The following is a 25,843-nucleotide window of genomic DNA, read 5'->3' as shown; positions in this document are numbered from 1 at the left end:
TGCCCGTACCCGCTTCGTAGGATGCGGGCATGTCCCTCCCGCACGCGATCCTCACCGCGCTCCTCGAAAAGCCCTCCTCCGGGCTGGAGCTCGCCCGCCGCTTCGACAAGTCGATCGGCTACTTCTGGTCCGCCACGCACCAGCAGATCTACCGGGAGCTGGGCAGGCTCGAACAGGCGGGCCTGATCCGCGCCCTGCCCGCCGCCGCCCCGGCCCGCGGCCAGAAGAAGGAGTACGAGGTCCTGCCGGCGGGCCGCGACGCGCTCACCGCGTGGGTCGCCGAGTCCGACGACCCCCGGCCCGTCCGCGACCCCCTGCTGCTGCGCATGCGCGCCGCGGCCGTCGTGGGCACGGAGGGGCTGGCGGAGGAGCTGCGGCGCCACCTGGAGCTGCACCGGCGCCAGCTCGCGGAGTACCGGGCGATCGAGGAGCGCGACTTCCCGCCGGAGCGGGACGGGGAGGAGGACCGGCTGCGCCACGCCGTGCTGCGCGGCGGCATCGGCCTGGAGACCTTCTGGACCGAGTGGCTCACCGAGGCGCTCGCGGTGGTGGGGGAGCGGGGGCGGGGCCCGGCCTGAGGTCCAGGCCCTCGGCGCCGATGGTGCCGCTGGTCACCAGGGCCTGCTCGGCCGTGACGTCCGTCATGAAGACGAACGGCGGCGCCACCGGCGGCACGGGCAGCCGGTCCGGGGTGAAGGTGAGGCAGAGGGCGCCCTGGACGCAGCCGGTGAGACGGGTGAGGTACAGCGTCACCCGCCCGCCGAGCCTCAGCTCGTCGGCCGACAGGGCCAGTTCGGCGCCGCCGCCGTCCCGCGTGCGCAGCCGGTAGTCGCGCAGGGACGCCGCCCGCATGGTCAGCACCATCGCCCTGCGCGGGCCGCCGGCGGTCGGCACCTCGGCGACGCGGGCGAGGGTGAGGCCGTCCGGCGCGAACCGGGTCGTGGTCACGACCGGCGGCGTCCGCGGCGCGGTCACGGGGCCGGGCACCGGCGGGCGCGCGGCGGGCCCGCGGGCCGCGGTCGCGGCGAGGAGCACGAGAGGGAGGGCGATCGCCAGAGTCTTCTGCGTCTTCGGGGTCTGCGGAGGTTCCTGCGCCAGCTGCTGCTCAAGGGGTTCCGGTCGCGGCTGCCGTGGCGTCCACGCGAAGCCCATCGCGCCGCCCGCGATCCCCAGCAGCATGCCGGCGAGGAACCCGCCCAGGTTCGTCACCGCGAAGGACAGCACCGACAGGATCACCGCGTGCACCCCGGCGTAGTGCCGGGTGTGCGGCAGGAACCACAGGAACAGGCCCGCCGCGGCGAGCGCGGCCCCGATGCCGAGCGCGGCGATCCCCCCGAGCCCCAGGCCGAGGAGGACGGACAGGGGCACCAGCGGTACGGCGGCGATCTCGGCGCCCGCGAGGAGGAGCAGGACGCCGGCCCAGAACGGCCGGGTCCGCCGCCAGGCCCGGAAGCGTGCCCGCCGCCCGGCCGCACACCGCGCGCACCGCCGGGTCAGAAGCACGCCTCGCCGTTCAGGTCCACGTTCAGGGCCAGCCCCTTGAGCTTGAAGTTCCCGCCGGTCGCGGACCGGGCGTGGGACCGCACCCGGGACACCGACACCTCCGACGCCTGCAGGCCGAACTGCCCGGCCTCGCCCCGTACGCCCGGCACGGCGTCCAGCGTGGAGGCGTCCCGGCCGATCTCGACCCGGCCGAAGGCGGCGTCGCCGACCAGGTCCTCGCTGTCGATGACCAGGTCGCTCGCCCTGACCTCCCCGGCCTTGCCGCCGGCCGTCAGCTTGAACACGACCGTGCCGACCGGCGTGCCGATCTGCGCCGACTGGCAGATGTCGGAGAGCGTCGCGTCGCCGATGCCCAGCAGGGCGACCGGGTGGCCCCCGCCGTCCGCCGACCGGTCGACGTGGACGTACGACGCGAGGCCCTTGCTGGACAGCTCGCCCGACGACACCTTGAACGCCGCCCCCGACACGGCGAACGACGACGCCAGCACGCCCTCCGCCATCCCGACCGCCATCGCCGCGACGGCCACGAGCGCCGGGACGGCGACGACGGCGGCCTTCTTCCAGGAGGTCCTGCCCTCGGGCGGTTTCATGCGCGGCTCCCTCTCAGACGGATTCGGGCAGACGGACGTTCATGGCCGCCCGCAGATAGGCGAGGTCGACCGGGGCGGGCCCGGGCAGGCCGGGCAGGACGTCGTGCAGCGGCGTGTGGTCGTCGGCCCGGCTGCGCCAGTCCCGCCCGAGGAAGTTCGCCAGCATCGGGTTGATCTGCTGCTCCAGGAGGTTGGGGCGGTCGACGACGGGCTGCAGCACCAGCTCGACGCCGGGGACGAGTGCGCCGGCGGCGGCGACCAGCAGCGGCGCGGGCGTCTCCACGGGATGGACCAGGTGGTACGTGGCGACGCCCGGCGGATGGTGCAGGGCGGCGAGGCGCAGCGCGGCGTCGACGGCGTACTCGACGGGGACGATGTTCATGTGGGCGGCCGGGTCGCCCTGGAGGCGCACGCGGATGCGGGGCAGCCCGCGCCGCCGGTGCAGGATGCCGTGCCGCAGCAGGGGCGGGGCCTGTCCGATCAGCTCGGCCAGGCCGCTGGTGAGCGTGGACAACGGCTGCTGCGGGGCGCCGGCGGGCAGTGGCCGGTCGGTGGCCAGGAGGCTGGGGCGCAGGATCAGGGCGGGCCGCTGCCGGGTCGCGGCCCAGTCCCGTACGAGGGTCTCGGCCCGCCGCTTGGTCCTCTCGTAGCCGGTGACCGCCTCAAGGGCGGAAGCCACGGGCTGCCCGTTTGCCGATGCGGTGTCCGGGCCAGTGGCCACGTAGGCCGTGCTGACGTACACCAGGGGGACGCCGGCGGGGGAGTGGTCGGCGAGTTCGGCGAGGTGCCTGGTGCCGGTGACGTTGACGGGGGCCAGGCTCTCCTCGGTGTCGATGAGGGACAGGGCGGCGGCGCAGTGCCAGATGGCCTCGGCCTCCCCGGCGAGCCGGTCGTGGACCGCGGGCTTCAGGCCCAGCCCGGGTTCCGTGAGTTCGGCGGGCACGGCCGTCAGCCGCTCGCGGGCCGCGGCGAGTTCGGCGTCGGCGGCGCCGCAGGCCCGCAGCGCGGCCTCCAGCCGGGCGGCCAGCGGCTGCCCGGCCCTGTCACGGCCGAGGGCCGCCACGGACCGGCCGCCGGCGAGCAGGGCCCGCAGCAGCCGGGAGCCGAGGAAGCCCGTGGCGCCGGTGAGGACGACGGTCACGCCCCGCCCCCCTCCCGGCCTGCTGCTGCCCTGGCGGGGAGCGCCCCCGGCAGGGCGGGCAGCCCCTCGGGCAGCGTGCCGGCGCGGGCCTGCTTCAGGAGGTGGGGCAGGATGGTCTCGGTGATGCCGTGGATGGAGCCGTCGGAGTGCAGCAGCTCCATGACCGGCACCTCCTGGTTGAGGTGCTTGCGGAACTTGGCGAGCATCTCCATGCCCATGAGCGAGTCCATGCCGTACTGCTGCAGCGGCCGGTGCCGGTCGACGTCCTCCGGCGGCATGTGCAGGGTGTCGGCGACCATGGACGTGATGAGGTCCTCGACGATGACGAAGGCCTCGTCGTGGCTCGCGGCGGCGAGCTGTTCGAGGAGCTCTTCCAGGCGCCAGGTGGTGCCCTCGACCGCGAGGGGCACGACGGCCGCGAACCGGGAGCCGCCCGCCGACGGGGCGAGCACGGCGAGCCTGCCCCAGTCGAGACGGGCGAACACGGCCCACTCCGCCTCCCGGCCGAGCAGCTCCTCCAAAGCGTCCAGGGCGCGTTCCGGATCGAGGGGCGGCGCACCGCCGGCGCTCAGCACGGGGGTCAGCTCGTTGCGGGCGACGTAGCCGACGCGGCCGATGGTGCCCCAGCCCACGGCCAGGCCGCGGCGGCCGGCGGCGCGGCGCGCCCGTACGAGGGCCTCCATGGCGAGGTTGGCCGCCACGTACGACGCCTGGTGCGGGACCCCGACCGCCGCGCCGGCCGAGGAGTAGACGATGAACTCCGCGTCCGGGCACAGCTCGTCCAGGAGCAGGGCACCCGTCCACTTCGGGGCGAGGACGGCGCGCAGGCGTTCGTCGGTGAGCTCGGTCAGCACGTCGTCGTCCAGGTGCATGGCCGCGTGCACGACGCGCTGTACGGGGCGGCCGTCCGCTGCGAGGCCCGTCAGGAGCTCCCGCACCGCCGCCGGGTCGCTGATGTCGACGGCGTGCGCGCGCACGTCGACGCCCTGCGCGCGCAGGTCCGCGAGCAGTTCCGGGGCCTCGGGGGCTTCTTCGCCGCGGCGGCTGACGAGGTCCAGCCGGCGGGCGCCGCGCGCGGCGAGGCGGCGGGCGGTCTCGCCGCCGAAGCCGCCCAGGCCGCCGGTGACGAGGCAGGTTCCCTCGGTGGCCGGCCGCGCGAGCCGGGGGGTGCGCTGCACGCGGACCGGTTCGCCGAACGTGATCACGATCTTGCCCATGTGCTTGGAGTGCTGCAGGAGCCGGAAGGCCTCCTCGACGCGGTGGGCGGGGTAGGCGACGTGGGGCAGGGGGAGGTAGTCGCCGGCCCGGATGCGCGCGAGGACCTCGTCGAAGACGGCCTCGGCGTGCTCGGGGTCCTGCCAGACCAGGTTGGCGGCGTCCACGACGCACAGCGTGGTGTTGGGCGCCAGCGCCTTCTGCAGCATGCGCTGGTTGGTGAGCACGTCCCGCTTGCCGATCTCGACGAAACGGCCGCAGGGGGCCAGGAGTTCGCGGGTGCGCGCCGCCGCCTCGCCGCTCAGCGAGTTGAGCACGACATCGACGCCCCGGCCGCCCGTGTGTGCGCGGATCGCGTCGGCGAAGGTGTGGGTGCGCGAGTCCAGGGCCAGTTCGGCGCCGAGGGCGAGCGCCAGGTCGCGCTTGGCGGGAGTGCCCGCCGTGGCGATGATCCGGGCACCGACGAGATCGGCGTACTGGGCCGCGGCCAGGCCGACGCCGCCGGCGGCGCCGTGGATGAGGAGCGTCTCGCCCTGCCGGAGGCGGGCGAGGTGCTTGAGGCCGTGCTGGACGGTGAAGAACACCGCCGGCAGGGTCGCCGCCTCGGCGAAGGTCATGCCGTCCGGGACCGTGCGCAGCGCGAGGGCCGGGACCCGTACGTGGGAGGCGAAGGCCCCGGGGAACAGGCCGAACACCCGGTCGCCCGTGGCCAGGTCCGTGACGCCCTCGCCCACGGCGGTGACCACCCCGGCCCCCTCCAGGCCGAGGTACATCTCCGACGAGACGCCTTCCTCGGCCCGCGGCGGCAGCAGTCCCGTCGCGACCATCACGTCGCGGTAGTTGAGCGCCGCGGCCCGCATCGCGACCACGACCTCCCCCGGCCCCGGGCCGGTGACGGCCGTCTCGGCCCACCGCAGCCCGTAGGCCAGGCTCTGGTCCCGCACCTGCAGCCGGTAGTGGATCCCGCTGCCGGGCCCGGCGGTCTCCGCGGGCGGTGCGGCCCGCTCCAGGCGGGGGACGAACCGGCCGCCCAGGGTCAGGACGACCTCGTCCTCGGCCTGCTCGCCCTCGGGCACCGGGGCCAGGAGCTCGTGCGCCAGCCGCGCCGCGTCCTCGGCGGAGCCGGGCCCGCGGTCGAGGGAGACGCGCCGCACGTCCAGCGTCGTCGGCGCCTCGTTGGCCAGCGTACGGGCCGCCCCCCACGCCGCGGCCTGCCCGGGGAAGAGCGGCCGCTCCGGCGCGGGCAGGGCGCCGCTGGGGTGGGTGACCAGGACGAAGTGGCGCCTCGTCGTCCCCTGCGGTGCCTGCCCGGCCACGGCGAGGGCCAGGTCCCGCAGCGCGGCGGCCCGCCGCACGGCCAGCTCCGTACAGGCGGCGGGATCGCCCGCGGCGGCAGCGTCCGCGCCGGATGCCAGCAGCAGGACCACGGCTGCGGACGGCGCCTGCCGGAGGAGGTCCGACCAGCCCTCCGCGCTCTCCGGCAGGGATACGACGCGCGCCGCCGTGCAGCCCGCGGCGGTGAGCTCGGCGGCCACCTCCGTGGCCAGTGCGCCCTCGGTGGCGTCCTCGGTGACGAGGAGCCAGGACTCCCGGGCGTGCGGCCCGGCGGGGGCGGCCGGGGGTGCGCCGCCCACCGCCGGGGTACGGGCCAGGACGACCGAGAAGTGCTCGCTCAGGGGCGCCTGCGCGGCGCCCAGCTGGATCACGTCCTCGTAGCCGCTCCCGGTCAGCACGCCCGGCCACTGCTCGCGGGGCAGCAGGATGTTGTCCGGGCGCAGAGCGGGGTCACGGACCTCCCAGAACTCCTCCAGCGTGGCGAACGTCAGCGCCGCGGCCTCCGGGTCGTGCCACTCCAGCGCCAGCAGGTGGCCGCCCGGAGCGGTGACCCTCGCCAGCCTCCGCAGTGCCGCCCGCAGATCGGCGGCCGTGTGCAGGACGAACCCGGCGACGACGACGTCGAACGAGCCCCCGGCGAAGCCCTGGTCCTCCGGCTCGGCGTCCATGTCGAAGACGCGGTACGTCACGCAGGGGTGGTCACCGAACCGCGCCTGGGCCGGGGGGAAGAACGCGGCGGAGACGTCGCTGAACACGTACCGGCAGCGGTCGTCCAGCAGCGGGATCAGGTGCGCGGCCAGCCCACCGGTGCCCGCGCCGACCTCCAGGATCCGCAGCGGCCTGCCGGCGGGCCAGGTGCGGATCAGCTCGCCCAGCAGCTCGGCAGCCATGCGGTTGTGGAACGCGACCGGGGGGTTCACGTCGTAGTACTGCTGGATCAGCTCCGGGCCGCTGTCCTGGAACAGCAGCTCCAGAGGGGCGCGCCGACCGCGCAAGAGGTCCGGCAGGTGCATGGCGAAGCGCATGTTGAGGGCCTGGGTCGGGAGATAGTCGGAGAACCCGGCCACCTCGCGCCCGCTGGGCACCTCGCCGGTCCCCAGCAACCGCCAGCCCTCCCCGGCGGGCTCCAGCAGCCCCTCCTTCACCGCCGTGCTCGCCAGCATCCGCACCAGCTTCTCGTGCCGCGGCAGGACTCCCGCCGCGCAGAGATCGCCGAAGGCGAAGGACTCCTGTCCCGGCAGCAGTTCCATGAACGTCCTGACCGCGGCGGCCCCCGTGAGCAGCCGCAGGAAGGTGCGCGCCTCCCCGTACCGCTCGATCGACGGCCACTTCCGCAGCCTTTCCAGCCCTTCCTCCGCCGCCGCGGCCAGCTCCCCCGGCGACGGCGGCACCCACGCCGGCACCGGCTGCCCAGGCAGCGGCGCGGCGCGCAGCACCGTGACGTACTCCTCGCCGCGGTCCCCGGCCGGCAGGGCCAGCCGCTGCAGCCGGCAGCCGGTCAGCTCCACCGCCACCGCGCCGTCCTCCCCGGCGACCGTGATGTCCCACACGACCTCGCGCGAGCTGCGCGAGCGCTGCCGCACGTGCACCAGCCCCTCCGCGGGCGGCCGCTCCCACACGCGGACGCCGTCGACCGCCGACGGCAGGAAGCCGCTCTCCGCGTCCGCCAGCAGCGGCGCTCCCGCCTGCAACGCTCCGTCGAGCAGCGCCGGATGCGCCACGTACCCGCCGTAGCCGTCGTCCGGCGGGTCGCAGCGGTACGCGGCGAGGACCTCTCCCGGGCCGGTGTGCAGCTCGTGCAGCACCCGGAACGCCGGGCCGTACTCCAGGCCCGCCGCAGCGACGGCGGCGTAGTGCTCCTCGCCGGTGACCCGGCCGGTCATCCGCCCGCGCACGTCCGCCAGGTCCACCGGGCCGGGCCGGGCGGCCGCCAGGCGCCGGACCCGGCCGCGGGCGTGCAGCCGCCAGCCGCCCGTGTCGCCCGTGCGGCTGGCCACGCGCACGATGCCGTCCTCGTCGGACAGCGACGTCTGCAGGCGCACGTCCATCGCCGCGTCCCAGGTCAGCGGCAGCGCGCGGGTGATCTCCAGATCACCGGCCTCGGCCGGGCCGCCGAACGCCTCCCGCCCGGCGGCCAGCGCCAGCTCCACGAAGCCCGTCGCCGGCATCACCACGGCCCCGGCGACGCGGTGGTCGGCCAGCCACGGCGTGCGGGTGCGCTCGACCGGGGCGTGCCACGACGGCTCCAGGACGGGGGCGCGCTCGCCCAGCAGCGGGTGCACCAGGACGCCGTCGCCGCTGGTGCGGATCCAGTGCTCCGGCGTGCCGTGCCAGTACGGCTCGCGCTGCCACGGATAGGCCGGCAGGCCGGTGACCTCACCGGGCTGCGGGAACCAGCGGTCCGTGCCGCTCGCGTCCCCCGCGGCCAGCAGCCGCAGGGCGGCCCCGCGCACGGCCGCGCCGTCGCACCGGTCCCGGGTCACGGGGGAGACGACGGGGAACGGGCCGCCCGGCGCGTCGGCGGCGATACGGTTCAGCGCGCCGGCCAGGGCCGGGTGCGGGGCGATCTCGACCACCGCCGCGGCCCCCGCCGCGGCCGCCTGCCCCACCGCGTCCGCGAACCGCACCGGCCGGCGGGCGTTGTGCCACCAGTAGGCGGCGTCCAGCTGCCCCGCGCTCACCGGGCCGCCCGTCACCGTCGAATACATCGGAAGCCGGGGCTCGCGCGAGACGAGACCGGCCAGGCCCTCGCGCAGCGGCTCCTCCACCGGGTCCATCGCGGCGCTGTGGAAGCCGTGGTCCACGGCGAGCTCGCGGAACGGCACCTCCCGCGCGGCCAGTTCCCGGCCGAGGGCCCGCAGCGCCTGCGGCTCGCCGGACACCGTCACGTCCCGGGCGCTGTTCACCGCCGCGATCTCCAGCCGCCCGTCGTACCCGGCGACCGCCTCCGCCGCCTCCTGCTCGCTCAGGCCGACCGCGGCCATCCGCCCCGTCCCGGCCGTCGCGGCCTGCGCACGGCTGCGCTCGGCGATCACGCGCGCCGCGTCCGGCAGGTCCAGCGCCCCGCAGGCGTAGGCCGCCGCGACCTCGCCGACGCTGTGCCCCAGCACGGCGGCCGGCACGGCCCCGCACTCAGCGAGCAGCGCCACGAGCCCCACCTGGAAGGCGAACAGCGCGGGTTGCGCGTACGCGGTGCCGGCCATGCGCGCGGCGGGGCCGGCCTCGTGGCGGGAGTCCGAGCCGGGGGCGTCCCCCTCCCGCGGGCCCTCCGCCAGCAGTTCCGCCACCGACCAGCCCAGCAGCGGCTCCAGATGGCGGTCCGCCTCCTCCACCGCCGCGCGGAACACCGGCTCCTGCGCCATCAGGGCCGCGCCCATGCCCGCCCACTGCGTGCCGTTGCCGCAGAAGACGAACACCGCACCGCCCCCCGCCGGGCGCTCGGCGTGCACCGAGGCGGCCGCCAGCGCGTCCTCGTCCGCCGCGAGGGCCGTCAGCCGGGCCGCCGCGTCGGCCGGGCCGCTCGCCAGGACGGCCGCGCGGTGCGGGTGCCGCGTGCGCCTGCGGGAGGCCGTCCAGCACACGTCGTAGAACTCCGCGTCCCCGCCGCGCTCCAGGCGCTCCGCGACCGCGCGGGCCGTCTCCGCCAGCGCCGTGCGCGTACGGGCGGACACCACCAGCGGCAGGGGCCCCTCCGGAACCGGCCGCGCGGTGCGCTGCCGCGGCGGTGCGCCGCCGAGCACCACGTGTGCGTTGGCGCCGCCGAAGCCGAAGCTGTTCACCCCCACCACGCCGCCGTCGACGCCGGCCGCCACGGGCCGCATGCTGCTGACCGGGCAGAGGTTCAGCCCGTCGAAGTCGATCTGCGGGTTGCGGGGTTCGCCGTGCAGGGAGGCCGGGATCCGGCCGTGCCGCAGCACCAGCATCCCCTTGAACAGGCCGGCCATCCCCGAAGCCGGCTCCGCGTGCCCCACGTTGGTCTTCACCGAGCCGATGGGCAGCGGCCCGTTCGCCCGCCGCAGGCCCAGCGCCTCGCCGACGGCCCGGCACTCCAGGGGGTCGCCCACGGGCGTGCCCGTGCCGTGCGCCTCGAAGTAGAGCAGCCGGTCGGGCGCGGCCCCGGCCTCCTCGTACACCTGGCACAGCAGCCGCCGCTGCATCTCCGTGCTCGGCACGGTCATCCCCGAGGTGTTGCCGTCGCAGTTGGCGCCGCTGGCCTCGATCACCGCGTGCACCCGGTCGCCATCGGCCAGGGCGTCGGAGAGCCGTTTCAGCACCACCATGCCGCCGCCCTCGGCCCGCACGTAGCCGTCGGCTCCGGCGGAGAACGTCGCGCAGCGCCCGCGCGGCGAGAGCATCAGGGCGCGGGAGAAGCCGACGAAGTGGTACGGGCTCAGGAGCAGGTTCGCGCCGCCCGCGAGGGCCACCCGGCTGCGGCCCGAGCGCAGCGTCTCGCAGGCCTGGTGGACGGCGACGAGCGAGGAGGAACAGGCGGTGTCCACCGCGATGCTGGGGCCGCGCAGGTCGAAGACGTAACTGAGCCGGTTGGCCGCGATGGACAGGGCGGAACCGCTCATCGAGTACGCGGTGATCTCCTCGACGCGGGCCATCTGCAGGCCGCCGTAGGACATGTCGCTGATCCCGACGAACACGGCCGTGTCCGACCCCGCCAGGGCCGCCGCGTCGACGGCCGCGTCGTCCAGGGCCTCCGCCGTCAGCTCCAGCAGCATCCGCTGCTGCGGGTCCATGTGGGCGGCCTCGCGCGGCGAGATGCCGAAGTACTCCGGGTCGAAGCCGGAGACGTCCCCGAGGTAGCCGCCCGCCATCGTGTACGCCTTGCCGGGGCGCTCCGGGTCCGGGTCCGTGAAGCGGCCCGGGTCCACCCGGCCGGCCGGCGGGGCCGCGGTGATCAGGTCTCTCTCCTCGGCGAGGGCCGCCCACAGGCCGGCGAGGTCGGTGATGCCGCCGGGCAGGCGGCAGGCGGCGCCCACGACGGCGACGGGTTCGTGCCGGACGGCGGGCGACGGGGCGAAAGGCTCCATGATCACTCCTGCACGGTGCCGGGAGGACGTCTCCGGCCCTCGGTGACCCGGGCCGGACCGGGACATGAGGCATTTCCGGCCCCCGGGCGGATAGTGAACTCCCCGTGTTTTTCACCCTTTTGATACGTGGCGCGGCGCCCCAAGCCGGGGCAGGGGAGCACCCGCCGCCCGGCCGTCGCGCCCCCGCGCGCCCGCGCCCGGAACCGGGGGTTTCCCCGGGGACGCCGGGGGACGCCGCCCCGCGCCCGCCCCGTTGTACAGTGCGGAGACAGCCCTTGACCTGCAGGAGCAGGCAGGGAGCCGACGAATCAGGAGTTCACCGTGTACCGCACCATGCTCAAGTCCAAGATCCACCGCGCGACCGTCACCGGGGCCGACCTCAACTACATAGGCTCGCTGACCCTCGACCCGGTCCTCATGGAGCAGGCCGACCTGCTGCCCGGCGAGCAGGTCCACATCGTCGACGTGAACAACGGATCCCGGCTGGAGACCTACGTCATCGAGGGCGAGCGCGGCTCCGGCGTGGTCTGCATCAACGGCGCCGCGGCCCGTCTCGTGGCCCCCGGCGACATCGTGATCATCATCGCCTACGCGTCGGTCACGGACGAGGAGGCCCGCGCCCTCAAGCCGCGCGTCGTCTTCGTCGACGGCGAGAACAAGGCGGTCAGCATCGGCGACGACCCGTCCGTCTGATCCACGGCCCCTCCGAGCCCGACCTGCCGCGCCCGGGGCCCGCGTTGTCCGTGAGGGCAATGGGGGCGCCCGGGCGTTCCGATGCACAAACGTTTCTTTTCTCCCTGCAACCGTACAAGCGTGTGGATCATCTGTACGGGCGTAGGAAGAAACGTACAGAAACCCAGAAAGGTCGTCTCACCGTGCACCTCGGACCGGGTCGTCGCTCCGCCCTGTGGGCATCCGCCGCTCTCGTGGGCTCGCTGGTGCTCAGCGCCTGTTCGGGCGGATCGGGCGGGGCCAGTACCGATGCGGGTCCCGAGCCGAAGATCACCGTCACGCCCGGGGACGGCAAGGACGTGAAGTTCGGCTCTCCGATATCCGTCCGGGCCGAGGGCGGCCGGCTGACGGAGGTGGAGGTCAAGGACGGCAAGGGCAACAAGGTGCCGGGCCGGCTCGCCGAGGACGGGGCCACCTGGACCTCCGACGGCAAGGCCGGGCCGCAGACGACCTACACCGTGCGCTCCAAGGCCAAGGGCGGCAAGGAGGGCAAGGGCAAGGAGGCCGCCGCGAGCGCGACCTTCACCACGCAGGCGGCGGCGAGCGTCAACAAGCTCGCCAACACCCCCTCCAACGGCCAGACCGTGGGCACGGGCATGCCCGTCTCGATCCTCTTCGACCACCCCGTGGACAAGAGCAAGCGCGCCGAGATCGAGAAGTCCCTGACCGTCACCTCGGAGCCGAAGGTCGAGGGCGCGTGGGGCTGGGTGAAGGACTGGTCCGGCCAGGACCGCATCGACTGGCGGCCGAAGACCTTCTGGCCGAGCGGCACCAAGGTCTCCGTCAAGGGCCTGCTGGCCGGCGTCGACTCCGGCGAGGGCCGCGTGTTCGCCCGCAACTACGACTTCGGCTTCACCATAGGCGCCGACCACAGGGCCGTCATCGACGTGCCCTCGCACACGCTCACCATGTACGAGGACGGCAAGGCCGTCGGCACCATCAAGGGCTCCGCCGGCTCCCCGGTGGACCCGACCCGCGGCGGCATCCACACCGTCCGCAGCAAGAACGCCGACGAGGTCATGGACTCCTCCACCATCGGCCACGGCAACGAGTGGATGCTGGACGCGAAGTGGGTCACGCACCTCACCGCCTCCGGCACCTTCCTGCACTCCGCGCCCTGGAACAACTCCATCGGCGTGGAGAACAACAGCCACGGCTGCTTCGGCATGACCACCGCCGACGCCAAGCGGGCCTACGACTTCCTGCCCATCGGCTCCACCGTCGAGGTCAAGAACACCACCAGCACCAAGGTCACCGACCCCGGCAACGGCCTGGAGGTCTGGCAGGAGAGCTGGGAGCAGTGGCAGAAGCGCAGCGCCCTCAAGTGAGACGGCTCCGCAGCGCCCTCACGTGACGGCCCCGCAGTGCCCTCAAGTGACGCCCCCGCAGCGGCGTCCCGCAGTACCATCCCCGGGATGACGGCGCCGCTTTCCGGCCACCCGTAAAGCCGTCCGGCCCGCTTTCCCCGCCCGTTCACGTCGCGCCCCGCGAAGCCCTGCCCCGGGCTCGCGGGGCGCTTGGCGTGCAGAATTAGTCCCGTGGCCTATGCAGTGGGCGGTGAATGCGCCCGGCGGCCCCAACGCAACCACGGACGATATGGTTGTCGTTTTAATGGCTGTGTGAGGAGGGCAGCACTCTGCCGTGCCCGGGCCGGGAACGCAGGGACGCAACAGCCGTTCCGTGCAGGCCGGGGCAGGACCGAGGAAGGATCGAGATCGGCTCAGCACGGCCCTGAAGGAGGCTGGCCTCGATGCCACAGGACATCGCCCTGGACATTCCTTTTCCCAAGCGGCTGAACCCCTACGTGGAGGTGGCGCGGGCACGCAACGAACACTGGCTGGTGTCCACCGGTCTGCTCAGCAGTGAGCACAATGTCGAGCGGTACCGGACCTGGCGGATCGAGCGGCTCGCCGCCGGCTTCCTGCCCGGCGTGAGCGTCAACGACCTGACGTTCGGGCTCGCCGTGCAGAGCTTCTTCTTCTTTTTCGACGATCTCTTCGACAGCGGACTGGGCGAGGACCCCGCCGCCGCCTACGAGATCTGCCACGAGATGGCCGCCCTCGCCCGCCAGGAGCCCGGCGCCGCGGAGGTCACCCCGTCCTTCCCGCTCGCCCGCGTCTGGACCGAGCTCTGGGAGCAGTCGCAGCTGGGCATGTCCGCCGCCTGGCGCGCCCGCTCCGTACGGCACTGGGAGGAGTACTTCCTCACCTACGTCTCGGAGGCCGTCAACCGCCGCAGCGGCACCGTCCTCAGCATGGACTCGTACATGAAGCTGCGGCGCCTCGGCATCGGCAGCGAAGTCGTCGTGGACGTCTCCGAGCGCTGCGGCCACTTCGAGGCGCCCCCCGAGATCCACCAGAGCATGGCCGTCCTGGAGGCCCGCGCCATCACGGCCGAGGTCGTCACCCTCACCAACGACCTGCACTCCCTGGAGAAGGACCTGGCCAACGGCGAGCTGAACAACGCCGTGCTGCTCCTCGGCATGGAGCACGGGTGCTCGCGTGCGGAGGCCATCAGCCACGTCCAGCAGATGATCCGCCGCCGCACCGACCGCTTCCTGCAGCTGGAGGCCGAGGCAGACCGGCTCTGCGACGTCTTCGGCCTGACCCCCGAACAGCGCGAGAACACCCGGCTCTTCCTCGACACCAACCGCGCCTGCATGCGCGGCAATCTGGACTGGAGCAACGACACCGGCCGCTACAGCGAGGTCGGCGTCCTGCACGTCAACCGCTCGCCCCGGATAGAAGACGTGGTCGCCCGCACCGCCGAGTGACCGCCGACGCGCACCGGCCGGAGGCTCGTCCCTTCGGCCGATGCGGCTCCGGCCGATCGGCCGAGGCGGCGGGGGAGCCGCGGCTGATGGGATGGACCGATGCTCCACGTGCTCTACCTGACCGGGGTCGCCGCCTTCGCGGCCAGCGGCGTGCTGGCCGCGCACCGCGCCCGGCTCGACCCCTTCGGCGGGCTGGTCCTGGCCTTCGCCGCCGCCGTCTCGGGCGGCACCCTGCGCGACCTGATCCTCGGCCGCCACCCCCTGTACTGGACCCACGACCTGGTCCTGCTGACGGTCATCGCGGCCACCGCCGTGGCGACGATGGTCTTCCTCCGCTACCGCGAGCTTCCGCACCGCTCCCTGATGACCGCCGACGCCGTCGGCCTCGCCGTCGTCACCGTGATCGGCGCACGGGCCGCCGTCGACGCCGGGGTCACCCCCTTCGCCGCCGTCATCCTCGCCGTGCTCACGGGCGTGACCGGAGAGGTGATCCGCGACGTGCTCTGCGGGGAGCTCCCGCCGCTCCTGCTCCGCGAGGAGGTCTACGCCACCGCGGCGTTCCTCGGCGCGGTCTGCTACCTGCTCCTGGACCGCCTCGGCGCCGGGCCCACGGCCGCGGCCGCCGTCGCCGCGTCGCTCGTCTTCGCGGTGCGCATGGGAGCCCTGCACTTCGGCCTCCACCTGCCCCGGCCCGCACAGCGCCCGCCCGCCTAGGGCCGCGCGGGCACCCGTTCGCGAGGTCAGCGGGTACAGCCCCCGGGGTCGGTGAGCTCCAGCTCCAGCAGCCACTCCACGATCTCGGTGCGGTGCCGGGCCTCGCGCGGGCCGCCGCCCCACACGTACAGGCCGTGCCCCGCCACGACCACCGCCGGCATCCGCGGCTCGCGGCCGGCCACCAGCCGGTCGCCCAGCACCTTCATGTCCTGGCTGTTGGCGATCACCGGCAGTACCACGGGCGGGCCGTCGGCCGGCTGCCCCAGGCCCTTGAGCATCTCCAGGTCCCGCAGGACGATGCCCGCCGGCCGGCGCCGGCCCATCGCCACCGAGGCGACCGTGTGCACGTGGACGACCGCGCCCGCCCCCGTCAGCCGGGCCACCCGGGCGTGCAGCGCCGCCTCCGCCGACGGCCGGCCGCCCCGCACGGCCCTGCCGTCGCCGTCGACCAGCACCACGTCGGCCGCCGTCAGCTCGCCCTTGTCGAGCCCGCTCGCCGTCACCGCGAGCCTCAGCGGCTCCCGGGAGGTGACCACCGACAGGTTCCCCGAGGTGCCGCGCATCCAGCCGAACGACGCGAAGCGCGCCGCCTCCGCGGCCAGCACCGCGCCCGCCTCCGTGAGGTCCGGGACGTTCCGGCCCGGCCCGGTCACGGACCGCTCGCCGCCCTCGCGACCTCGATGCCCGCGAACGACCCGGCCTCCGGGTGTCCGCCCGTGCCCTGGGCGTAGTACGGCTCGCCCGGGCGCCGGACCCCGGCCGTGAGCCAGCCCGCCGCCCGCGCCGCGTCCAGCTCCGCGGGCCGGTCCGACAGGAACAGCGTGCGGCCCGGCGGCACACCGGTGGCCCGGCTGATCGCCTCGTACGAGCGCGGGGACTGCTTCGGCCCGGCGTTCTCCGTGTCGTACAACCCCTCGACCAGCGGCAGCAGATCGCCCTGCGCGCTGTGCCCGAACCACGCGCGCTGCGCCGCCACCGAACCGGACGAGTACACGTGCAGCCGCACCCCGCGCGCGTGCCACCGCCGCAGCGCGGGCACCACGTCCTCGTAGAAGTGCGAGACAAGCTCGCCGCGGGCGAAGCCCTCCGACCACACGATGCCCTGCAGCGTCTTCAGCGGCGTGGCCTTGCGGTCCTCGTCGAGCCACGCGCCCAGGACCTGCTCGATGCGCGGGGCGTCCGCCGCCGGCTCGCCGAGGAGCGCGCGCACCTGCTCGGTGGCCCGCCGGACCGCGGGCTCGCCGGCCCGCTCGGTCAGCAGCCGCCCGAACCGGCGGCGTGCGTACGGATAGAGGACGCCCACGACGAACTCCGTGGCGCTCGTCGTGCCTTCGATGTCGAGGACGACGCTGTCCGCGTCGAACCGCAGGCCCACCCCTGGATCGTAGCCCGCGGCGGCGGGGCCCCCAAGGTGGCGCGCCCCCGCGCCCGGGCGGTCATGGCGACGCCGGGGAGCCGCCCCCGCCCGGGAAGAAGTCGACCAGCATCATGTCCCGCACGCCGGCCACCGCGCCCGGCGCCGGCCGCACCGGCGAGACGCCGTGCAGCAGGCGGCGGTCGTCGAGCACGATCGTCTCCAGCGGGGCCGTGAGCAGGGCCCGGTGCACCGGGCGGCGCCGCAGGTCGTACAGGCAGGACTCCGCGCCCCGGACGTCCTCGCGCCGGATCAGCACCTGGGCCACGTAGCAGTGCCCGTCGCGGTGGATGCCCTCCGGCGCCGGGTGGCCCTCGGCACGGGGCGTGGCCGTGACGCGTATCTGGTGCACCCCGCAGGCGTCCATGCCGGCCCGCGGGCCGGGCAGGTGGCGGTGCAGGGTGTGCACGACCGTCCGCAGCACCTCGCCGCCGGCGACGGCCCCGGCGAGCGGGGCGAAGAGCCGCTCCACGCCGCCGTGCACCTTGTTGACCGACTTGTCCTGGAAGAACGCGGTGTGCGGCAGCCGCTCCAGCCGGTCCGGGTGGATCCGGAACCGGCCGTAGCGGCGGAAGCGGTACGGCGTGTCGGTGCCGAGGTGCGCATCCGCCGGCAGGTCGTCCCACGAACCCCTGAACTCCTCGACGGCGCGCGCGGGGAGCGCGCCCAGGGCGGCCTGCAGCACTTCGGGGCCGAAGTGCGCGAACGGCGGGCTGGAGGTCATGGTGGTGTCCTGCCTTCGTACGGGGAACGCGCCTGGTCTCGACAGTAGGCCGATTACCGGTTCAGCTGGCCGGAATGCATCGTTCGGCCGGGCATCCGCAAGGGTGTTCGCGTACGGACGGGCCGGGCGCGGCCGTGCGGCGGCTCAGGGCAGCCGCACGACCTGGGCGCCCCAGGTCAGCCCCGCGCCGAAGCCGAGGAGGAGGGCGAGGCCGCCGCTGCGGACCGCGCCCAGCTCCTTCAGGCGCGCTACGGCGAGCGGCACCGAGGCGGCGGAGGTGTTGCCGCTGTGCGCGACGTCGCGGGCCACGGTCACGTGCCCGGGCAGGCCGAGCCGCTGGGTGACGGTCTCGATCATGCGCAGGTTCGCCTGGTGCGGAACGAAGGCGTCCAGCTCGTCGGCCGTGACTCCCGCCGCCCGCAGGGCCTCCAGGGCGACCGGGGGCATCTCCTCGATGGCCCACCGGAACACCTCGGGCCCGGCCATCCGCATGACCGGCCACGGCCGCCCGGGGTCGTCCCGGAAGGCGTCCCAGGAGGCGTCGTGCGCGATGAGGCGGGAGCGGCTGCCGTCGGACCCCCAGACGACCGGGCCGATCCCGTCGTCCTCCCGCGGGCCCACGACCACGGCGCCCGCCCCGTCGGCGAAGAGGATCGCCGCGGAGGGATCGTCGGGCGCGACGATGTCCGTCATCTTGTCGGAACCGACCACCAGGACGTAGGGGGCGGTGCCGTCGCGCACCATGGCCGCGGCGACGGCCAGGCCGTAACAGAATCCCGCGCAGGCGGCGTTGAGATCAAAAGCGGCGGCGCGGATTCCGAGCCGGCCGGCGATCTCCGCGGCACCGCCCGGGCTCTGCTGCAGATACGACATCGAGGCCAGCACGACCGCCCCGATCCGTCCCGGGGCGATGCCCGCGTCGGCCGCGGCCTTCCGCGCGGCCTCCACCGCCATATCGATCACGGATTCGTCCGCGGCGGCATATCGGCGCTCGGTGATGCCCGTCCGGCGCTCAATCCACTCGGCGGCGCGGCCGGTGCGGGCGGCGACTTCGGCATTGCCCACCACCCGGTGCGGGCGGTACGCGCCGATCCCCAGAATTCCCGCGCCGTGCACAGCGGTTCGCGGCGTCAATGCGCGCATACCGGCCCCCCCAAGCCTCATCCGAACGTGTCGGCGGCGAGACTATCTCCGGGTGGGTTGGATCACGCAACCCACTACGGCGCACAGTGTCAGTGTTGAACGTCACCCCGCACGATGATCCGAATCCATGGTGATGCGGGTCACAAAATTTTTCGCTTGCTTGGTGACACACAGCCCTTCTACGGTCACCCATGTGATCCAACTCGGAACATTGAATGGCGTGTTGCCAGGAACCGAGCTCCACCTCACTAATCCGCCCCTCATCCGCAGCGATGCCGCCCTGCCGGCCATCGGGTCGGAGGGGCCATGACCAGCACCGCTTCACCGCTTTCCCCGGCGACGCTCCTGGACCGGCCGACAGCCGCCGGGATCGCCGCGGGAAGTCATCTGCACGGCTTCGGCGGCTTTCACGGCGGCCTGACGCTCGCGCTCATGGCTTCCGCCATGCAGGATGCCGCACAGAAGGTGTCACCGGACCTGAAGCTGCAGAGCGCAACGGCGCGTTTTCTGCGGCCGATCGGCGATGATTTCCGCCTGGAGACCTCGCTGATCCGCGCCGGGCGCACGCTCACTACGGTCGGTGCCGACGCGGTCACCGAGAAGGGCATTCACGTAGCGGGATCGGCCGTCTTCGGAAATCCGCAGCCGGCCGAATGGCAGACATTCGCACCCATTGCTCCGCAGGCCCCGGCCCCGGAGGACTGCGAGGTCTTCGTCATTCCGCCCGAGTTCGTCGCGATCTCCGCCTACCTGGAGATCCGCCCGGTCGGCCCCAGCAGGCCGTACGCGGGCGGCGCCGAGCCCGAACTCGTCGCGTGGATCAGGATCCTGGAGGACGAACGGCCTCCGGACCCGCTGCGATTCGTGTTCCTGATGGATTCCCTCGCTCCGTCCTACGCGGCGGTACTGTCGACGCTAGCGTTGGTGCCGACGGTGGAACTCACCGTGCGGCCCGGCGCGAACCTCGCGCAGGCGGCCTCACCGTGGATCCTGCTGCGCGCACGGACCCGCTCCGCCACCGCCGAGGGCTGGGTCGACGAGGAGATCGACGCCTGGGGCAGGGACGGTGCCCACCTGGGCTCCGCACAGCAACTCCGCATCGTCCGTACCGGCTGACAAGGGCGACAGCCGCAGGGTACGGGGCACATCACTTCGCGCACCGCGCACCGGTCACCGCACCGTGCGCGGGCCGCCGCACACAGAACTGAACTCACGGGGGCGTTGTGGACCACATAGCGGGGCGGGCCCATCCCGCATTGCCAGGGTTGCCCGGCATTCTCCAGGAGCGGGCCGCCGGACCCCGGCGCTTGGCATTCCGCTTTCTGGCCGACGGCACCAGCGACGAGGCCGTCGACTGGACGTACCACGATGTGCACGAACACGCCGGCCGCATTGCCGCGGACCTGCTGGGCCGCGAACTCACCGGCCGCCGCGTGGTGCTGGCCCTGGATCCCGGACTGCACTACATCGCGGCCCTGTTCGGGATATTCCGCGCCGGCGCCACCGCCGTGCCGTCCTTCCCGCCCACCGGGAAACGCGCGGTGGCCCGCTTCGCCTCCATCGTCGTGGACAGCACGCCGGACGTGATCATTGCCGACCGCCGGCTGGAGAGCCGCGTCGCGCAATTCGCGGCGGAACTCCCCGCCGGCGTACGGGCGCCGGAATGGCTGTTCGTCGACGACGCCTACTTCCTCGCGCCCGCATCCGGCGAAGCGATACCCGACGCCGTTTCCGACCCCGCCCTGCTGCAGTACACCTCCGGTTCGACCGGTGATCCCAAGGGAATCGTGCTCACCCACGAAAACCTGGTGAGCAACTGCCGCGCCCTGGAACACAACATGGGGTACGAGGCCGACCGCGTCGGCTGCACCTGGCTGCCGCCGTACCACGACATGGGCCTCATGGGCACGATCATGCTCGCGGTGCACGGCGGATGGCCGCTGGTGCTGATGTCACCCGCGCACTTCGTGCAGCAGCCGTACCGCTGGCTCAAGGCGATCACCGACCACAAGGTCACCATTTCCGTCGGGCCCAACTTCGCCTTCGACCTGTGCACTTCGAACATCACCGACGACGAGCTGGAAACGCTCGACCTGAGCACCCTGCGCCAGGTCTTCTGCGGCTCCGAGCCCGTCTCCAAGGTGACCCTGGACAAGTTCCGCGAGCGATTCGGGCCCCGCGGCTACGACGAGGTCTCCCTCATTCCCTGCTACGGCCTGGCCGAGGCGACCCTCTACGTATCGGGAAAGCCCGCCGGCACCCCGCTGCGCACCGAGCGCCTCGACAAGGAAGCCCTGGAGAACGGCATCGTGCGCCGCGCCGGGGAAGCCGCGGAGACACCGGAGCGGGTCGCGCACATCGTCAGCTGCGGCACCGTCGCCGACGGCCACGAGGTCCTCGTCGTGGATCCGGAGACCCTGCATCCGGTCCCGGCCGGCCGGGTCGGCGAGATCTGGGTCGGCGGGCCCAACGTCGCCCAGGGCTACCTCGGCCGGCCGGACCTCACGGCCGCCACGTTCGCCGCGCGCACCGCCGGCGACGACGGCCGCACCCGCCTGCGCACCGGCGACCTCGGCTTCCTGCTCGACGGCGAGCTGTTCGTCACCGGCCGCCTGAAGGACCTCGTCGTCATCGCCGGCCGCAACCTCTACCCGCAGGACATCGAGCTCAGCGTCCGCCGCGCCCACGAGCAGATCCGCGGCTGCGCCGCCTTCTCCGTCCCCGGCGAGGCGGGCGAGCAGCTCGTGGTGGCCGCCGAGTACCGGGGCACCGCCCGCCGGCTGGCCGCGGAGGGGGCGGCCGTGCTGGACGCGGTGATCGCCGCGGTGACGGCCGAGCACGGCGTGCGGCCCGCCGCCGTGCACTTCGGGCCCGTCGGCGCGATCCCCATGACCACCAGCGGCAAGGTCCGCCGCGACGCGACCCGGAAGGCCTACCTCCAGGGGACGCTCAAGAAGCTGTCCCCGGTCGCCGACGACACGCCGCAGGCCGTGCGGTGACGGGAGCCCACCAATGACCATTTCGCCTTCGCCCGAGCCGGCCGGGGCCGCCGCGTCCGGCGCCCCGCGCGCGGCCCGCCCCGCCGCGGCGGCCCAGCAGGGCGCGACCGACACCGACGCCTCGGCCCGCCGGCTCGCCTACCTCACGGTCGGCGTGCCCACCCTGGGCTTCGCCGGAGCGCTGGTCTTCGCGTACCACTACGGCTTCACCGGCACCGACCTCGGACTGCTCCTCGGGATGTACCTGCTGACCTCCCTGGGCGTCGAGGGCGGCTTCCACCGCTTCTTCTCGCACCTGTCCTTCGCGGCCAGGCCCGGGGTGACGGCCTTCTGGGGCATCGCCGGCAGCATGGCGGCCCAGGGCCCCGTCGTCTTCTGGGTGGCGACCCACCGCCAGCACCACGCGTTCACCGACCGCGACGGCGACCCGCACTCGCCCCGGCCGATCGAGGACGGGCGCCGCTTCCCGCGGCTGCGCGGCCTGTGGCACGGCCACGTCGGCTGGCTGTTCACCGTCCGCCGGCAGAACTGGAGCAAATACGTTCCGGACCTGATGAAGAACCGGCTCGTGATGAAGATCAACGAGTACTACTTCGTCTGGGTCCTGGCCGGGCTCGCGCTCCCCGCCCTGCTGGGCTGGGCGCTCACCGGCGGCAGCCTCCGCGGCGCGGCCGGCGGCCTGCTCTGGGGCGGCCTCGCCCGGATCTTCCTGCTCGACCACGTGACCTGGAGCGTCAACTCCATCGGCCACACGCTGGGCAGCAGGCCTCACCGCACCCGGGACAACAGCCGCAACGTCGCGACGCTCGCGCCCTTCTCGGTCGGCGGCTCGTGGCACAACAACCACCACGCCCAGCCCGCCCTGGCCCACAACCGCCACACCTTCTGGCAGATCGACATCGCCGGCGGCTTCATCCGGCTGCTGGACGTCCTGGGCCTGGTCACCAACGTGCGCTACCCCAAGCGCGAACGGCCCGCGCAGCAGCTCCCAGCAGATCCGAAGAGAAAGTGAGCGGCCCCGTGTCTTCCGCAACCGCCGACCCGCTCGCGTCGGCGATCGTCAAGCTCGACCCCGCCAGCCGCCGCATCAAGCGCTTCTCCGCGCTCACCACGATGACCCTGCCCCTGATCGGCACCGCCGTCGCGGCCTGGTTCCTGTGGACCGGCAACTACACCACCACCGACCTCGTCCTGTTCGCCGTCATGTACTTCGTGCACATGGGCGGCATCACCATCGGCTTCCACCGCTACCTCTCGCACAAGGCGTTCAAGACCTCGCCCGCGTTCGAGGCCGTCATGATGATCACCGGGTCCATGGGGGCCCAGGGCCCGCTGATGTTCTGGGTCACCACCCACCGCCGGCACCACCGCTTCAGCGACCGCGAGGGCGACCCGCACTCGCCCAACCTGCACGGCTGGAGCCTGAAGGCCCGGCTGCGCGGCCTGTGGTACGCCCACATGCCCTGGATGCTCAGCGACGAGACCTCGAAGTGGAGCGTCTTCGCCCCCGACGTCCTGCGCGACCGCCGGCTGATGTGGTACCACCGCACCTACCCGGCCTGGGTCCTCACCGGCCTGCTGATCCCGGCCGTCGTCGGCTTCGCCGTCGAGCAGACCCCGATGTCCCTGCTGACCGGCCTGGTCTTCGGCGGACTCGCCCGCATCTTCGTGGCCAACCAGGCCGCCTGGTGCGTCGGCTCCATCTGCCACGCCATCGGCAGCCGCCCCTTCGACAACAAGGACCGCAGCGCCAACAACTGGCCAGTCGCCGCCTTCACCTTCGGCGAGGGCCTGCAGAACAACCACCACGCCTTCCCGGGCTCCTACCGCCACGGCGTGACCTGGTGGGAGCCGGATCTGAGCGGCTGGCTCCTCTTCGGCCTGGGCAAGGCCGGCGTCGTCTGGGACCTCAGGGAACCGGACAAGGCCACCATCGAGCGGAAGCGCGCCATGAAGCAGGCCGCGTAACCGCCGCCCCCGCAGCAGTGCCCCACCCGCACGACCTTTCACCCTCGCACACCAGCAGGAGCGTAACCACATGTTCGGACGCAAGAAGGACGCCCAGCAGATCCAGGGCCCGCTCACGGAGGACTCCCTGCGCCAGTGGCTCATCGAGCACCTGGCCGGGCGGATCGAGGTCCCGCCCGCCGACATCGACACGCAGAAGTCCTTCGAGTCCTACGGGCTCGACTCGCGCGTCGCCGTCCAGGTCTCCGGCGCCCTGGAGAAGGTCGTCGAGCGCCGCCTGTCGCCGGGCCTGCTCTACGAGCACCAGACCATCGACGACCTGAGCGGCTACCTGGCCCAGGAACTCCGGCTGACCCGCCGGACCGGCTGAGCCCGGCCGAGAGAGGACACCACGACGATGGGGGCATACAACTTTCCGTCCGCTCCGGACCAGGCGTTCGAGGAATTCCTGCGCAAGTCGGAGCAGATCGAGGGCGAACGGCTCGCGGGGGCCATCCCGAGGGAGTACTTCGAACCACGGGTGGGCCGCGGCCTGCTCGGCTTCGCCGTCAGCTGGGCGCTGTACATCGGCGCCCTCGTCGGCATCGCGTTCTCACCGCACTGGCTGCTGTGGATCCCGCTGTGGATCGTCGCCGGCCTGGGCGGCTGGGGCCTGCACTGCATCGCCCACGACTGCGGGCACGGCTCCTTCTCCCGCTCGCGAAAGTTCAACTTCGCGATCGGGCACGTCTCGCTGCTGCCGCTGATCTACCCGTTCCACGCCTGGCGGCACGTGCACAACCTGCACCACAGCCACACCAACAACCTGGAGCTGGACACCGACTGGCGTCCCGTCCCGGCGGCGCTCTACGACCGGATGCCGCTGCACGAGAAGATCATCTACCACGGGACGCGCACCTGGGCGTTCTGGGGCGGCACCATCAACTACTGGCGCGAGTCCGGCTTCCGGCCGAGCTACTTCCCCAAGCGCGAGGCGCGCCGCGACGTCCGCCGCTCGATGCTCTTCGTCCTGGCCGTCATGGCCGTCTACTTCGTGCCGCTGATCTGGTTCACCGGCTTCACGGGCTTCCTCGTCTACTTCGTCGCCCCGTGGCTCGCGACCCACGCCTGGTTCAGCGCCACCACGCTGATGCACCACAGCTCCAGCGACATCCCGTACCTGACCAACGAGCACTGGACGCGCAACGCCAGCCGCCTGCTGGTCACCACCGACTTCGTCTACCCGAAGTGGCTGCTGTTCCTCACGCACAACATCTCCATCCACACCGCCCACCACGTCGCCCCCGTCGTGCCCTTCTACAACCTGCAGAAGGCGCAGCGGGCCCTGAAGGACGCCTACCCGGGCATGGTGCGCGAGGAGCGCGTGAAGCTCCGGCAGCTCAGCACCATCATCCGGCGACTGCACTTCTACGACACCGAGTCGGGCTTCTACACCGACTTCAACCGCACCCGGATCGCCCCGGCGGACGCCAAGCCGGTGACGGTGAAGACGACCTCATGATCCCCCTCGTTCTGAGAAGGCTCGCCCACGCGGCCGCCGGCGCCCTCGCACCGGGACCCGGCGGCCGCTGGGCCACCGACGTCTTCAGCCGGACCCGCGCCCTCGGCACGCAGCCCGACAACGTGCTGCCGCTCGGGGCCCGCGGCTTTGACATCCTCGGCAACCCCGACGTGCACGGCGGATACCTGTGGGGCGACGACGACCGGCCCACCGCCCTCCTCGTGCACGGCTGGGGCGCCGACAGCAGCAGCATGTACTCGCTGATCGCCCCCCTGCGGGACCTCGGCTACCGCGTCGCGGCCTTCGACGCTCCCGCCCACGGCGTGAACCGGGGCACGCAGGCCACCATGACGCAGTACACCGCCGCCGTCCGCGCCGCGCTCGACTCGCTCGGCGGGGCGAGGGTGATCGTCGCCCACTCGCTGGGCTCCATCGCCGCCGTCGGGGCGGTGGCCATGGAGGAGCGGCCGGACGTCGACTGCATCGCGCTGGTCGCCCCCACCTGCACCCTCACCGCCGTGCTGGAGCGCTGGTCCAAGGGCGAGCTGATGCTCTCCCGCGCGATCGTCGACCGCATCTACCGCGAACTGCACCGCCGCAACGGCGTGCCCGTCAGCCACTGGGACGTCGTCGGCCTCGGCCGCGACCTCGACGTTCCCGTGCTGGCCCTCCACGACCCCGGGGACCCCGTCGTCCCGTACTGCGAGGCCGAGGCGATCGCCGCCGGTCTCAAGGACGTCCGGCTCCAGGCGGCCCCGGGCCGCGGCCACATGGGGATCCTCATGTCCCCCGAAGTGAAAAGCGCCATCTCCGCGTTCGTCGCCGAACACGGAACGAGAACTGGGGAGACCATCCCGTGAGCGAAGACGCCGGCAAGAGGGCATGGATGTGCCTCGTCTGCGGCTGGGTCTACTACGAATCCCTCGGACTGCCCGAGGAGGGGATCGCCCCCGGCACGCCCTGGGAGGAGATCCCCGACGACTGGGAGTGCCCGGACTGCGGCACCACCAAGGCCGACTTCGTCATGGCACCGCTGTAGCTGAACCGCTGTA

The 25,843-nt window shown here is 73.4% G+C and carries 21 protein-coding genes; 13 read left to right on the top strand and 8 right to left on the bottom strand.

Annotated features, from left to right (window positions below; genetic code table 11):
- Window positions 1–29 precede the first annotated feature (29 nt).
- Complete coding sequence (locus tag ACSNOH_RS05620) at window positions 30–578, top strand: PadR family transcriptional regulator (RefSeq protein WP_436720070.1); 549 nt, start codon at window positions 30–32, stop codon at window positions 576–578.
- On the opposite strand, the gene ACSNOH_RS05615 is transcribed toward ACSNOH_RS05620, so the two are convergent.
- From ACSNOH_RS05615 to ACSNOH_RS05600, 4 genes are read right to left on the bottom strand one after another with little or no spacing between them, the layout of a single operon-like run.
- Window positions 529–1,503 carry a DUF6114 domain-containing protein gene (locus ACSNOH_RS05615; RefSeq protein ID WP_436720069.1) on the bottom strand — a complete coding sequence of 325 codons (975 nt, stop codon included), beginning with the start codon at window positions 1,501–1,503 and terminating at the stop codon, window positions 529–531. The two genes, ACSNOH_RS05620 and ACSNOH_RS05615, sit on opposite strands and share 50 nt — an antisense overlap.
- Window positions 1,494–2,093 (bottom strand): DUF6230 family protein, encoded by a 600-nt coding sequence (locus ACSNOH_RS05610; RefSeq protein ID WP_436720068.1) that lies wholly within the window; start codon window positions 2,091–2,093, stop codon window positions 1,494–1,496. Before ACSNOH_RS05610 ends, ACSNOH_RS05615 begins: the two co-directional genes overlap by 10 nt.
- A gap of 13 nt (window positions 2,094–2,106) precedes the next feature.
- Window positions 2,107–3,234, bottom strand: coding sequence for an SDR family oxidoreductase (locus tag ACSNOH_RS05605; RefSeq protein WP_436720067.1), 1,128 nt, complete (start codon window positions 3,232–3,234; stop codon window positions 2,107–2,109).
- A complete protein-coding gene (locus ACSNOH_RS05600; protein WP_436720066.1) occupies window positions 3,231–10,823 on the bottom strand; it encodes an SDR family NAD(P)-dependent oxidoreductase in 7,593 nt (2,530 codons plus the stop codon). The genes ACSNOH_RS05605 and ACSNOH_RS05600 overlap by 4 nt, the downstream gene beginning before the upstream one ends.
- Window positions 10,824–11,144: 321 nt before the next feature.
- On the opposite strand from ACSNOH_RS05600, the gene panD reads away from it, so the two are divergent.
- The 4 genes from panD to ACSNOH_RS05580 all read left to right on the top strand — a co-directional run bounded on the left by panD (window position 11,145) and on the right by ACSNOH_RS05580 (window position 15,042).
- Window positions 11,145–11,516, top strand: a complete 372-nt coding sequence (gene panD, locus ACSNOH_RS05595; protein WP_436720065.1) for an aspartate 1-decarboxylase — start codon at window positions 11,145–11,147, stop codon at window positions 11,514–11,516.
- A 182-nt stretch (window positions 11,517–11,698) separates the two neighbouring features.
- Window positions 11,699–12,883 carry an Ig-like domain-containing protein gene (locus tag ACSNOH_RS05590; protein ID WP_436720064.1) on the top strand — a complete coding sequence of 395 codons (1,185 nt, stop codon included), beginning with the start codon at window positions 11,699–11,701 and terminating at the stop codon, window positions 12,881–12,883.
- Between the two features lie 422 nt (window positions 12,884–13,305).
- Window positions 13,306–14,328: a terpene synthase family protein gene (locus ACSNOH_RS05585; protein ID WP_436720063.1), complete on the top strand. Its 1,023-nt coding sequence runs from the start codon at window positions 13,306–13,308 to the stop codon at window positions 14,326–14,328.
- Window positions 14,329–14,427: 99 nt separating this feature from the next.
- Window positions 14,428–15,042 (top strand): trimeric intracellular cation channel family protein, encoded by a 615-nt coding sequence (locus tag ACSNOH_RS05580; protein WP_436720062.1) that lies wholly within the window; start codon window positions 14,428–14,430, stop codon window positions 15,040–15,042.
- Window positions 15,043–15,068: 26 nt separating this feature from the next.
- Here the strand turns inward: ACSNOH_RS05580 and mtnB are convergent, their stop codons facing one another.
- From mtnB to ACSNOH_RS05560, 4 genes are all read right to left on the bottom strand, one after another.
- Window positions 15,069–15,695 (bottom strand): methylthioribulose 1-phosphate dehydratase, encoded by a 627-nt coding sequence (gene mtnB / locus ACSNOH_RS05575; RefSeq protein ID WP_436720061.1) that lies wholly within the window; start codon window positions 15,693–15,695, stop codon window positions 15,069–15,071.
- The gene (gene mtnC / locus ACSNOH_RS05570) at window positions 15,692–16,417 is read right to left on the bottom strand and encodes an acireductone synthase (RefSeq protein ID WP_436720060.1); all 726 of its coding nucleotides are present in this window, start codon (window positions 16,415–16,417) and stop codon (window positions 15,692–15,694) included. Before mtnC ends, mtnB begins: the two co-directional genes overlap by 4 nt.
- 61 nt (window positions 16,418–16,478) lie before the next feature.
- A complete protein-coding gene (locus ACSNOH_RS05565; protein WP_436720059.1) occupies window positions 16,479–17,180 on the bottom strand; it encodes a 2OG-Fe dioxygenase family protein in 702 nt (233 codons plus the stop codon).
- A 144-nt stretch (window positions 17,181–17,324) separates the two neighbouring features.
- The gene (locus ACSNOH_RS05560) at window positions 17,325–18,323 is read right to left on the bottom strand and encodes a beta-ketoacyl-ACP synthase 3 (RefSeq protein ID WP_436720058.1); all 999 of its coding nucleotides are present in this window, start codon (window positions 18,321–18,323) and stop codon (window positions 17,325–17,327) included.
- Window positions 18,324–18,629: 306 nt separating this feature from the next.
- Here ACSNOH_RS05560 and ACSNOH_RS05555 point away from each other — a divergent pair, with 306 nt between their 5' ends.
- The 8 genes from ACSNOH_RS05555 to ACSNOH_RS05520 all read left to right on the top strand — a co-directional run bounded on the left by ACSNOH_RS05555 (window position 18,630) and on the right by ACSNOH_RS05520 (window position 25,830).
- Window positions 18,630–19,439 carry a thioesterase family protein gene (locus ACSNOH_RS05555; protein WP_436720057.1) on the top strand — a complete coding sequence of 270 codons (810 nt, stop codon included), beginning with the start codon at window positions 18,630–18,632 and terminating at the stop codon, window positions 19,437–19,439.
- 191 nt (window positions 19,440–19,630) lie between these two features.
- Window positions 19,631–21,322: a fatty acyl-AMP ligase gene (locus tag ACSNOH_RS05550; protein ID WP_436720056.1), complete on the top strand. Its 1,692-nt coding sequence runs from the start codon at window positions 19,631–19,633 to the stop codon at window positions 21,320–21,322.
- A gap of 13 nt (window positions 21,323–21,335) precedes the next feature.
- Window positions 21,336–22,334: an acyl-CoA desaturase gene (locus tag ACSNOH_RS05545; protein ID WP_436720055.1), complete on the top strand. Its 999-nt coding sequence runs from the start codon at window positions 21,336–21,338 to the stop codon at window positions 22,332–22,334.
- An 8-nt stretch (window positions 22,335–22,342) separates the two neighbouring features.
- Entirely contained in the window at window positions 22,343–23,290 is a 948-nt protein-coding gene (locus ACSNOH_RS05540) for an acyl-CoA desaturase (RefSeq protein WP_436720054.1), read from the top strand.
- Between the two features lie 70 nt (window positions 23,291–23,360).
- On the top strand, window positions 23,361–23,660 hold the full coding sequence (locus ACSNOH_RS05535; protein ID WP_436720053.1) for an acyl carrier protein: 300 nt from the start codon (window positions 23,361–23,363) through the stop codon (window positions 23,658–23,660).
- Between the two features lie 27 nt (window positions 23,661–23,687).
- Window positions 23,688–24,791 carry a fatty acid desaturase gene (locus ACSNOH_RS05530; RefSeq protein WP_436720052.1) on the top strand — a complete coding sequence of 368 codons (1,104 nt, stop codon included), beginning with the start codon at window positions 23,688–23,690 and terminating at the stop codon, window positions 24,789–24,791.
- Window positions 24,788–25,651, top strand: a complete 864-nt coding sequence (locus ACSNOH_RS05525) for an alpha/beta fold hydrolase (RefSeq protein ID WP_436720051.1) — start codon at window positions 24,788–24,790, stop codon at window positions 25,649–25,651. The genes ACSNOH_RS05530 and ACSNOH_RS05525 overlap by 4 nt, the downstream gene beginning before the upstream one ends.
- A complete protein-coding gene (locus tag ACSNOH_RS05520) occupies window positions 25,648–25,830 on the top strand; it encodes a rubredoxin (protein ID WP_373300557.1) in 183 nt (60 codons plus the stop codon). Before ACSNOH_RS05525 ends, ACSNOH_RS05520 begins: the two co-directional genes overlap by 4 nt.
- Window positions 25,831–25,843: the final 13 nt, after the last annotated feature.

Origin of the sequence: Streptomyces sp. URMC 127, from assembly GCF_051386535.1 — a bacterium.
Taxonomy (GTDB): Bacteria; Actinomycetota; Actinomycetes; order Streptomycetales; family Streptomycetaceae; genus Streptomyces.
The sequence above is the reverse complement of the archived record's forward strand: the minus strand, read 5'-3'. Positions and strand labels throughout refer to the sequence as shown.